This is a genomic window from Olsenella sp. kh2p3 (genome assembly GCA_900119625.1).
GTDB lineage: Bacteria > Actinomycetota > Coriobacteriia > Coriobacteriales > Atopobiaceae > Tractidigestivibacter.
On sequence record FPKD01000010.1, the window covers coordinates 60917 to 71383 of the forward strand.

Sequence of the window (10467 nt, forward strand, 5' to 3'; positions counted from 1 at the left end):
GGCAGATGGATGGCAGGTGGAGGTAGCGCGAGAGGGGCAGACATGGCTTTGGGCAATACCGTGCTGGTAGGACAGTCGGGCGGACCAACGGCGGCGATCAACGCGAGCCTGGCGGGCGTCGTGGGCGCCACGCGCGCCGCTGGTCTCCGCGCCGTGGGCATGCGCTACGGAATCCAGGGGCTTCTCGACGGCCGCACGGTTGACCTGGACGAGAGGCTTGCAAGTCCCACCCAGCTGGAGCTTCTCTCGCACACGCCATCGAGCTACCTGGGAAGCTGCCGCTACAAGCTGCCGGACCCCACCGCAGACGAGACCCCCTACCGCAAGCTCTTCGAGCGCTTTGCCGAGCTTGGCGCCCGCGCGGTGCTCTACATTGGCGGCAACGACTCCATGGACACCATCGCCAAGCTCTCGCGCTACGGCGAGTCAGAGGGCTCCGAGATTCGCTTTGTGGGCGTGCCGAAGACCATCGACAACGACCTCATCCTCACCGACCACACGCCCGGCTACGGCAGCGCCGCCAAATTCATTGCTGCCACGGTCGACGAGCTGGCCTGCGACGCGGACGTCTACGACCTCAAGAGCGTGACCTTCGTCGAGATCATGGGCCGCGACGCCGGCTGGCTCGCAGCGTCTGCCGCGTTGGCCGGCGAGGCGGGCGGGCACGCGCCCGACCTGGTGCTCCTCCCCGAGGTGCCGCTTGACGAGCAGGTCCTCCTCCAGAGGCTGACGGGCCTTCTCGCCGAGAAGAACACCGTGGTCGTTGCCGTAAGCGAGGGCGTGCGCACGGCAGACGGCACGCTTGTCTGCGAGCGCGCAGGCTCCGAGGCGCGCCTCGACGCCTTTGGGCACGCCGCGGCGCTCTCGGGCACGAGCCGCTACCTGGCAGACCTCACAAAGCGCAAGCTGGGGTGCAAGACGCGCGCCGTCGAGCTGTGCACCACGCAGCGCTGCGCCGCCCACCTGGCGAGCCAGACCGACCTCACCGAGGCCGCAGGACTTGGGGCCCGGGGTGTGGGAGCCGCGCTCGAGGGGGCCTCGGGCGTGATGAGCGCGCTCGTGCGCACGTCTGACGCTCCCTACGAGGCGCGATACGACCTGGTGGACGTGAACCGGGTGGCCAATGCCGTGAAGGCCGTGCCGGCAGAGATGATCCGCGAGGACGGCATGGGCGTGACCGAGGCGTACCTGCGCTACGCACGGCCGCTCATCGCCGGCGAGCCGTCCCTCTCGTACGTGGGAGGCGTGCCCGCCCACGTGGCACCGCTCGCGTAGGACCGGGAGATAGCCTACTCACGGAGCAGCCAGTCCCTCATCGACCAAACCGTTCTGCCCCCTACCATTACGGTCTTGTCCGCATTCATGACAACTGACTGGTTGGCAACATCAACGCCGATCAGATTCCCGACGCTGGCCAGGTGTCTCGTGAACGAAGACCTATACGTCGCCGAAGACTTTATCTCCACCAGCTCTGTAGCCGTGGGGTTGGTCATGTCGAGCAGGTCAACCTCGATTTTACTGTCATCGCGATAGAAGTAGAGCTGTGGCTGCCTGCCGGCATTCATGTGACGCTTGGCCGTCTCGGAGATGACGAGGTCTTCGATGACCGCACCCCTGTGACGCGAGGCAAGGAGCTGGTCTGTCGTCCTTATTCCAAGAAGGTGGCAGAGAAGCCCCGTGTCATAGAAGAAGAGCTTTGGGGTCTTTGTGAGCCGCTTCCGGAGGTTGGCATGGTATGGCTGGAGGAGCTGCACCACGTAACTCGATTCCAAAAGCGATAGCCACGACCTAGCAGTCTTTGGACTTATCCCCACGTCATTGGCAAGGCTGGTGAGGTTAAGGAGGTTGGCGCACCCATCTGCGCAAGCCGCTATGAAGTTTCTAAAGACGCTCAAGTTGCTTGGATCAACATACCCGGATGCGTCACGCGTTATGTAGGTGCTCAGGTAGTTCTCGTAGTAGACCTCAGGTGGGATGTCCACATCATATAAGCGTGGATACCCACCACGGATGACAAAGTCCTCCACCCCTAGCTTGGATACCGCTCCATGCGCCTCCCTATACGAGAGGGGCATGAGCTTGAGCAGGCCAACCCTTCCCGCAAGAGACTGCGTAATCTGTTTAAGCAGCAGAAAGTTTTGCGAACCCGAGAGCACATACTGTCCCGGCGTGCTCACTTCGTCAGAAACCACCTGAATTACGTTGAATAGCTCCGGCGCAAGCTGGGCCTCGTCAATAATGAGCTTCTGTGGCCTGTGGCGGATAAATCCAACCGGGTCATCGAGCGCCATTGCCAATACGCCGGGATCTTCGAGATTCTCGTACTGGTACTCGGGAAACACGGCTTTGACAAGGGTCGATTTGCCACTCTGCCTCGGGCCCGTAATAGAGACCACAGGAAACCAGTCGGCGTTCTTTCTCGTCCACGACGCAATGTCTCGCTGTATCACCGTAGTTCTCCAATCGAAACCCCACAATCGATAAGTGAACAGTACCACAATCAGGAGTTGAGAAAACCATAATCGGGAACCGATAAATGCCATAATCGGGAGTGCATCGACAAACGAGCAGTATATGGGGGCTGCATCCGCTTGCCAGGCGAGAGACGCGCCGCACCCTCGGGCCAGGCCAACGGATCGATACACATTCGTTGTCCAAATGTGTATCGACCTGCGCGCATCACAGATTCGTGTCCGAATGTGTATCGGGCGAAGCGTCTGAGGTGCCAGTCGCGAGTGGTCGCCGCCCACCTGGCTGTGCCCAACATCGTTCTTTAGCGGTATCTGTGAATCGTTCTTCTCGGCAACTGGGCAAACACGACCTCCAGTTCACAGATACCGATAAAGAACGATGGTTTGGTAGGGGGCGCCGGCTCAGCTCGCGCCCAAAGTCGCGTGCAAGCGACGCTGATGCGCCGGAATTGTTGCGATCTAATTGCCACGCTTGCCGAACAATTCGCTCTGTCCGCCGTCGGAGGGGGCACAATGGACAAGAAAGCGGAGACATGCGGTCTTCCGCAGCCGAGTGGTGGGGGCCACCCGCGCAAGGAGGGGATTCAAAGAGCGGCAACAGGTCGTTGAGTGAATAGGCCGTCTGGGGGAGGTTTGTGCAATGCTGAGGAGCGTAGGCGGTGTGAACCGAAAGCCCATGGAGATTAGCGCGAGCCGATGGATCTCCATGGTCGGCAAGGGTGCGCTTCAGGATTACCAGGACTGCTTCGTCCGAGACCATCACATTCCGCTTCTCCTCGTCGACACGCAGGGCAATCCCCTTCTCGTCCCGTCGCTTAAGGTCGATTTCTGCAACTTCGTCCAATCGGGCGTCCCACATGACTGCTCGGGTATCGTGGGGCATGACGTGTCGGACATCGTCCGCTACTTCGACAGCAGACGGGTCTTCGATCCACTGGTCAGAACCTGCAACTTTGGGGTGACCACCTTCGTCGTTCCTGTCTGCTTCAACGCGCGCCTCATAGCTCTGTGGCGCTGCGACGGCTTTGTGTTCGATGACACCCCTCATGCCGAGCAGCTTCGCGCGAAGTTCGACATCCCGGTCATCAGTCACGAGGAGTTCGAGAATGCCACCTCGTGGCTTCAGTGCGTCTGTCGTCTCCTCGACATTCACCTCGACGCAACGGCAAGCTCCGACAGTCCCGCCCCCACCCGCGTTCTCTCCCCCGTCCTTACCCCGCGAGAGAACGAGATCGCTCTCCTCGTGTGCGACGGATTGAGCAACTCACAGATTGCCGATCGCCTGTTCCTTAGCGAGAAGACCGTGAAGACCCACATGAGCAGCATCCTCGCCAAACTCGGAGTGAGGAACCGCGTGCAGCTCATCTGCGAGTACTCGGATTCGCTCGACGTGGACAAGCGCCAGACCATGGCGGTGTAGCGCAATGCGACCTCCCAAGCTCCTCTTCGTATGCTCAAACAACGAAGCGCGTCAGCGCTTCAAGGAGGGCCTTAGCGCATATGGCTGTGACGTCGTCCTCTGCTACCGCGCCGAGGAGGCGTTCCGCATCGTCCGCACCTACCGCATCGACGTGGTGATCTTCTCCGTAGAGCTACAGGACATGAGCGGGTACGAAGCATGCCGACGCCTTCGCGAGCTCTACAACATCGTTGAGCAGCCAGCTGTCATCTATTCCACACACGACTCCCCGGAGGAGCGCCTCGCCGCGTTCCGCGCAGGTGCCAACATCTTCACCTTCGAGCCGATACTCTTCGACCGGCTGTACTACGTGGTAATGCTCCTCGTGCGCGGAAAGCGCATGCTGCAGCGATCGGTTCCACTCGAGCAAATGCTTCGCGTCGCCGACAAACAAATCGTTGACAAAGAAGCACCCCCCCACAAAGATCGAGGGTCCGGGTGGCACGCTTGTAAAGTCAGACGCCCTACGCTGGACCGACGTGCTCACGCAGAGCGTCGACCTCGCTCAGCAATCTCAGGCCATCGTCCACGAAATGGTTAACCTCACGCTCGACCTGGTGCCGCGCTACGGCTCAATCGAGGGTGTCCTCTCCTACCTCGGCGACCTCTGGGAAGGCACAAACGCCCGGGTAGAACTCGACCGCGTCTTTGGGAACGAGGGCAAGCGTTTCTCGCTTGACATCGACCATGCAACGACAGATGGGGCCTGTGCGCTCATGCTTATGTTCTGCGAGGAAATTCTCGACGGCTACGCCCCGTCGGAGGCACTTGGCCGCATTTCCGCAGATGGCTCCGTCAACCACGACGAGGTAGAGGCGCTGCGTCGCGTCCTCGTTGCAGACGACTTCATGTCGAACATCTTTGGCTAGGCAGCACGCGGGATGCGACGAGAAGAACACCGCATCCCGCAGCGGTTTCATCAGAACGGCGTCTCGCTTCCCACGTAGCACCTGACGCCATGCCCCTGGACCACCTTGCGGAGGCTCTCGAGCTTCTCGGGCGGCGTGGGCTTGTCGTCCGCGAAGGCATACGTCATCGAGAGTTCCTCCCACTTGCTCACGCCAAGCCGATGGAACGGGAGGATGTTGAGCTCGTTAAGCCCCACTTCCCTCATGAAGGCGCCGATCTTGTCGAAGTCCTCCTCGGTGTCATTGAAGCCCTTGATGACCGGCGTGCGCAGGATGAGACGAGCGGTGCAGTTGGAGCCCGCAAAGGCACGGATGTTCTGCAGCACCTGCTCGTTTCCCATGCCCGCGTACTCGCGGTGCTTGTCGGTGTCCATGCTCTTGAGGTCGTTGAAGGCAAAGTCCATGTGGCGCATCACGCTGAGGTAGACGTCTGTCGAGGCAGAGGCCTCCGTCTCGATGGCCTTGTGGATATATGCCTCGTCGCAGCGCTCCAGCACGGCGAGAAGGAACTCGGGCTGGAACATGGGGTCGCCGCCCGAGAAGGTCACGCCGCCATTGCCAGACCAGTAGTGGCGGTCGCGCTCGAGGATGTGCATGATCTGCTCGACCGTATACTCCTCGGATATCGTGACCAGGGCATCGTCAAAGCATGCCTTCACGCACTCGAACGTGGTGCAGACGTGGCACTTCTCCCAGTCGAACTTCATGGGATGGTCCGGGTCCTGCGAGTTGTCGCTCACCGCGCCATAGGGGCAGGCATCCAGGCAGCGCGTGCAGCGCTTGTCGGCGCGGTTCACGCACTTTGAGGCACGATACAGCTTGCCTTGTCGATTGTAGAAGCTCTCGGGGTTGCAGCACCACTTGCAGCGAAAGGGACAACCAGACATGAAGATGAGCGTCCTGCACCCGGGACCATCATGGACGCTATAGGACTGGATGTCGAAGATCCTTCCCTTGAGCTCCCGGTCCCTGTCGCTCAACGGTGCGGAAAGACTCCTCCTCATTTGTCTGTCTCCTCTCGCATTTGCAAGCATCTCAGCTTGGAAAACTGTCCGTTTAGCCCTTGATTATTGGTGATGGGCGCGCCTCGTCCGTAGTGCCAAGGTTGTGTCGAAGGGCGGAATTCGGGGGACGGGCATAGGACTTTGGTCCTAGATACGACCTTTGGTGCCAGTTGACGCCAAGAAGATACAACCGCCAAACACGAGCCTGGGCCCATCCCAAATTGCTGCCTGCCACGCACAATGACGGTTGGTAAGAGGCGGCACAAAGCCGTCACGGTTATCTATCGAGGAGGTCAGAATGGCACAACTCCATCCGATGAAGCTGACCGAGGTCCTGGCAGAGAGAGGGCTGTCGCTCGAGAGCCAGGCCAACGGAGAGGCCCCGAAGGAGATCCAGGACCGCGAGATCAAGAAGGAGCCCACGCCGCGCGCCAACTACCTGCGCAACATTTACTTTGACACTCTGTCATCGCTCGACGTGCAGGAGTCCTACTGGTACACGCGCGCTGCGACTGAGCACGAGGGCGAAGTCCCCATCATGCGCCGCGCCTATGGCCTGAAGAGCGTCTTCCAGCACCTCGACACCCCCATCTGGCCACACGAGCTGCTCGTTGGCGCCAAGGCCGGCTTCTATCGCGGCTCCGCCCCGCTGCCCTGGCTCACCGAGAGCTTCTTCATGGACAAGGACTCCGACCTCTACAAGGCCGCCCTTGCCACGGGTGCCGAGTCCAGCGCCGAGGTATCCCACTTTGGTGCTGGTGGCGGCAACGTAACCAAGAGCTTTGGCAACGTAGTCTCCGTGGGAGGCAAGTACGGCGTCCGCCGCGAGATCGTCCCCGCCATGCACCGTCTGGCCTACGCATGGGCCGGCAAGTCCGTCGAGGACGTGGGTCGCAAGTACGAGCAGATGGTGCCCGAGTACAAGGTCAAGGAAAACATCATGAAGTCGGTCGTGTCGAACTTCGACTCCGGCTTCACCATCCCTCAGGGCCGCGAGGTCATGAACTACTACTATGTCCTCGAGTACGGCTTTGACGGCCTCATCGACTTCTGCGAGAAGCGCGCGGGCGAGGTCGCCGGCGAGGCCGGCGGTGACGGCATCTCCGGCATGGACCGCCTGTACTACTACAAGTCGATGGCCGAGCTTTGCCGCGGCCTCTCTGCCTGGTTCGACAACTACGGCCGCGAGGCGGACCGTCTGCTCTCCTGCACCGAGGACGAGACCTCCCGCGCCGAGCTCTCCGAGATCTCCGAGCGCATGCACCGCATCTCTCACGAGAAGCCCATGACCTTCAAGGATGCCCTCCAGGCCATCTACCTGCTGCACCTTGCCGAGCTCAACGAGGACGCCATGTCTGGCCTGTCCCCGGGCCGCATTGGCCAGGTCCTCTACCCCTACTTCGAGCAGGACATCGAGGCCGGTCGCCTCACCGAGGCCGAGGCCGAGGAGTGGAACGAACTCTACCGCGTCAAGATGACCTGCATCGACGCCTTCGCATGCACCGGCGTCGTGGGCGGCGTCCTTTCCGGCAACACCTTCAACAACGTGTGCATCGGCGGCCTTGACCGCGAGGGCAAGTCTGCAGCCAACCGTCTTGAGATGCTCATCCTCGAGGCAGGCATCAAGTGCCAGACCACCCAGCCCACGCTCTCGCTGCTCTACGACGAGGCCACGCCCGAGGAGTTCCTCCTCAAGTGCATGGAATGCGTTAAGACTGGTGCCGGATATCCCGCCATCATGAACAACCGCATTGGCATGGAGTTCATCCAGAACCAGTACCAGCACGAAGGCATGACCGTCCGCGAGTCCCGCGCCTGGTCCGTGGGCGGCTGCCTCGAGACCTCGCCCGGCACCTGGATGCCCCTGCACCACGGTGGCAAGCTTTACTGGATCCCCGGTGGCTCCGGTCAGCCCACCTCTGTTGGCGTCCACTTCCTGAACAACCCGAAGATCCTCGAGCTCACGCTCAACAACGGCTTCGACCGCCGCACCGGCCTTCAGGTCTTCGAGCCGCACAACCGCACGTTCGACACGTTCGACGACCTTGTCGATCAGTACAAGAAGTACTACGAGAAGTCCGTCGAGGTTCTCAACAAGTGCATGAACATCCAGCACGACGTCTGGCGCAAGTTCACGCCGTCGATGGTCAACTCGCTGCTCAAGCCCAACTGCCTCGAGCGCGGCCTTGGCATCGCCCAGAAGGGCTATCGCTACAACGCCACGTTCAACATCGAGTGCTGCGGAATGTGCAACCAGATCAACTCCTTCGCTGCCATCAAGAAGCTCGTCTACGACGACAAGAAGTACACGCTTGACCAGCTCAAGGACGCCCTCGACCACAACTTTGGCTATAAGACGTCCAAGGAGGTCGGCTCCGAGTCCCTGAAGGACCAGGAGAAGCGCGACGACGATGACGGCCGTTACGACGAGATTCACGCGGACTGCCTGCGTGCGCCCAAGTACGGCAACGACGAGCCCTATGTCGACGACATGCTCTACGACTGGGAGCAGTGGTTCTGCGAGGACATGCCGCACAAGTTCGAGTCCCTGTACGCCGAGCCGCTCTACGTTTGCCAGATGTCCGTCTCCACGCACGGTCCCGAGGGTGCCGTTACCGGCGCCACCGCTGATGGCCGTCTCGAGGGCACCACGTTCGCCGACGCCTCGATGTCTGCCTATCCCGGCACCGACACCCATGGCCAGTACGCCCTCTTCGAGTCCGCGACCGGCTGGGACCACTCCATGTCGCAGAACTCCCAGATGAACCTCAAGATTCACCCCAGCGCCACCAAGGGCGTCGAGGGCTCCCGCAAGCTCCTGGACCTCACCCGCGCCTACATGCGCAAGGGCGGCTTCCACATCCAGTACAACATCGTGGACTCCCGCGTGCTCAAGAAGGCACAGGCTCACCCCGAGAACTACCGCACCCTGCTCATCCGCGTCGCTGGCTTCACTCAGTACTGGGTCGAGATTGGCAAGCCCATCCAGGACGAGGTCATCGCCCGCACCGAGTACGAGTCCATCTAGTCCAGCCACGCATTCCCACGACCTTCTCGAGAAAGGATTCCCACGATGTGCAAGCACTCTGATTGCGCGAACTACATCCCCATCGACGTGGCCAAGGGCATCTGCCACGCCAACGGTGACATCACCGTCCAGATTGACACGCCCACCTGCCCCAAGTTCACCCCCGGCTTCAAGTGCAAGTTCTGCAGCCACTACCAGGCGGGCGAGCAGAACATGGGAACCTGCACGGGCTTTGAGGACAGGTTCTGGGCATTTGCCGACAACGGCGCGAAGAACTGCGAGAAGTTCGAGCGGGGAGCCGCTGAGAAGGTCGAGGCATAGCCTCTCTCGCGCCACCAACATGCTCCAACCCTAGGGATTGGGCAGCGCCCCGGGGGACCATGGTTCCCCGGGGCATTGTTTTACGTAATCTAACCGATTCGCAAAGATAGGTGGTTCCCATGTCTGTTGAACAAGCAACAGCACAGAAATCGGCGCCAGAGCCCCTTACCACCGAGCAGATCACCAAGGAGACGGCGAAGAAGTACGGCACCTGCACCGTGATTGCCGCCTGGCTCGCGGTCTTCTGCCTCTTTGGCTATCGCTCCTCGTTCTCGATCATGCAGTCATCGCTCATGGAGGGCATGAGCTGGACCTCGACGCAGGCCTCGCTCGGCTACTGCTTCATGATGACCTTCTATGCCATCACCGCGTACTTCTCGGGCGGCCTCATCGACAAGAAGGGCACCCGCCCTGCCTACACGATAGGCGCCATCTGCTGCTTCCTCGGCTTTTTCCTCACGTCCTTCATCCCCGAGGGCGCGAGCTGGTCGTTCCCGGTTTACCTCGTGACCTATGGCGTCTTCGCCGGCGTGGGCACGGGCATGCTGTGGGTCTCCTCAACGATCTCCTGCCGCAAGTGGTACGTGGGCACCGAGTACGGCACCAAGTGGGGACTCGCCTTCATGGGCGCCCCCATGGCGCAGCTCCTTCTCACCATCGTGGTCTCCCCCATCCTCAAGGGCGCTGGCTGGTCCGCCGGCATGAAGGTCCTCTCGGTTATCATGGCCGTCATGCTCCTCGTCGCTGCTGCCGTGGCCAAGCCCATGCCTGACAAGGTCGGCGCCCAGCCCTTTGGCCTGGACTCGCTGCCCAAGAAGAAGGCGGACGCTGCCAAGCCGGCACACGTCTGGACCGTTGGCGAGGCGTTTAAGACTCGCGCCCTCTGGTGCGACATCTTCGCCTTCATGTTTGCCGTGATGGGAGAGTTCCTCATCTGGTCGCAGATCGTGCGCTACTTCACCGTAGACCTCGGCTGGACGCAGCCGTCGCTACTGGGGATGCCCCTCGCCAACGTGATTTACATGGTCATTGGCCTCGCGGGTATCTTCACCATGCCGCTCACCGGCAAGGCATCCGACGCGCTGGTCAAGCGCATGGGTGTCGAGCGCCCGGCACGCCGAATGATGCTCGTGATCTCTCCGCTCTTTGGCATTGCTGGCGTGTTGCTTGCCCTCTCCGGCAACCTGCCCGTCGTCATCGTGGGCATGGTCCTGCTCGCCGTGTACTGGGGCATCGAGCCTGGAGGCGCCGCGGGCTACGCGGGCACCGTCTTCGG

At 61.2% G+C, this 10467-nt stretch carries 8 protein-coding genes and 1 pseudogene; 7 read left to right on the forward strand and 2 right to left on the reverse strand.

The window, feature by feature from the left end; translation table 11 throughout:
- The first annotated feature begins 42 nt into the window (after window positions 1-42).
- Complete coding sequence (locus BT122_RS09685) at window positions 43-1275, forward strand: diphosphate--fructose-6-phosphate 1-phosphotransferase (protein ID WP_072355721.1); 1233 nt, start codon at window positions 43-45, stop codon at window positions 1273-1275.
- A gap of 14 nt (window positions 1276-1289) precedes the next feature.
- Here BT122_RS09685 and BT122_RS09690 read toward each other — a convergent pair whose 3' ends face one another.
- Window positions 1290-2450: an ATP-binding protein gene (locus tag BT122_RS09690; protein ID WP_072355722.1), complete on the reverse strand. Its 1161-nt coding sequence runs from the start codon at window positions 2448-2450 to the stop codon at window positions 1290-1292.
- Window positions 2451-3111: 661 nt separating this feature from the next.
- Between BT122_RS09690 and BT122_RS09695 the strand changes: the two genes are divergently transcribed.
- The 3 genes and pseudogenes from BT122_RS09695 to BT122_RS10765 all read left to right on the forward strand — a co-directional run bounded on the left by BT122_RS09695 (window position 3112) and on the right by BT122_RS10765 (window position 4799).
- Window positions 3112-3891, forward strand: a complete 780-nt coding sequence (locus BT122_RS09695) for a LuxR family transcriptional regulator (RefSeq protein ID WP_286130360.1) — start codon at window positions 3112-3114, stop codon at window positions 3889-3891.
- Between the two features lie 4 nt (window positions 3892-3895).
- Window positions 3896-4222: pseudogene (locus BT122_RS11300) on the forward strand (response regulator); the annotation flags it as partial.
- 106 nt (window positions 4223-4328) lie between these two features.
- The gene (locus tag BT122_RS10765; RefSeq protein ID WP_286130361.1) at window positions 4329-4799 is read left to right on the forward strand and encodes a hypothetical protein; all 471 of its coding nucleotides are present in this window, start codon (window positions 4329-4331) and stop codon (window positions 4797-4799) included.
- Window positions 4800-4849: 50 nt separating this feature from the next.
- Here BT122_RS10765 and hpdA read toward each other — a convergent pair whose 3' ends face one another.
- Complete coding sequence (hpdA, locus tag BT122_RS09705; protein ID WP_286130362.1) at window positions 4850-5818, reverse strand: 4-hydroxyphenylacetate decarboxylase activase; 969 nt, start codon at window positions 5816-5818, stop codon at window positions 4850-4852.
- A gap of 322 nt (window positions 5819-6140) precedes the next feature.
- On the opposite strand from hpdA, the gene hpdB reads away from it, so the two are divergent.
- From hpdB to BT122_RS09720, 3 genes are all read left to right on the forward strand, one after another.
- Window positions 6141-8870: a 4-hydroxyphenylacetate decarboxylase large subunit gene (gene hpdB, locus BT122_RS09710; protein WP_072355724.1), complete on the forward strand. Its 2730-nt coding sequence runs from the start codon at window positions 6141-6143 to the stop codon at window positions 8868-8870.
- 45 nt (window positions 8871-8915) lie between these two features.
- Entirely contained in the window at window positions 8916-9191 is a 276-nt protein-coding gene (gene hpdC, locus BT122_RS09715; RefSeq protein WP_072355725.1) for a 4-hydroxyphenylacetate decarboxylase small subunit, read from the forward strand.
- A gap of 119 nt (window positions 9192-9310) precedes the next feature.
- On the forward strand, window positions 9311-10467 hold a 1157-nt coding region (locus BT122_RS09720; RefSeq protein ID WP_072355726.1), incomplete at its 3' end, for an MFS transporter.

Excerpts from the sequence above, each read along its gene's own strand:
- BT122_RS09685 (WP_072355721.1), top strand. The coding sequence starts at position 43 with ATGGCTTTGGGCAATACCGTGCTGGTAGGACAGTCGGGCGGACCAACG.
- BT122_RS09695 (WP_286130360.1), top strand. The coding sequence starts at position 3,112 with ATGCTGAGGAGCGTAGGCGGTGTGAACCGAAAGCCCATGGAGATTAGC.
- hpdB (WP_072355724.1), top strand. The coding sequence starts at position 6,141 with ATGGCACAACTCCATCCGATGAAGCTGACCGAGGTCCTGGCAGAGAGA.
- hpdC (WP_072355725.1), top strand. The coding sequence starts at position 8,916 with ATGTGCAAGCACTCTGATTGCGCGAACTACATCCCCATCGACGTGGCC.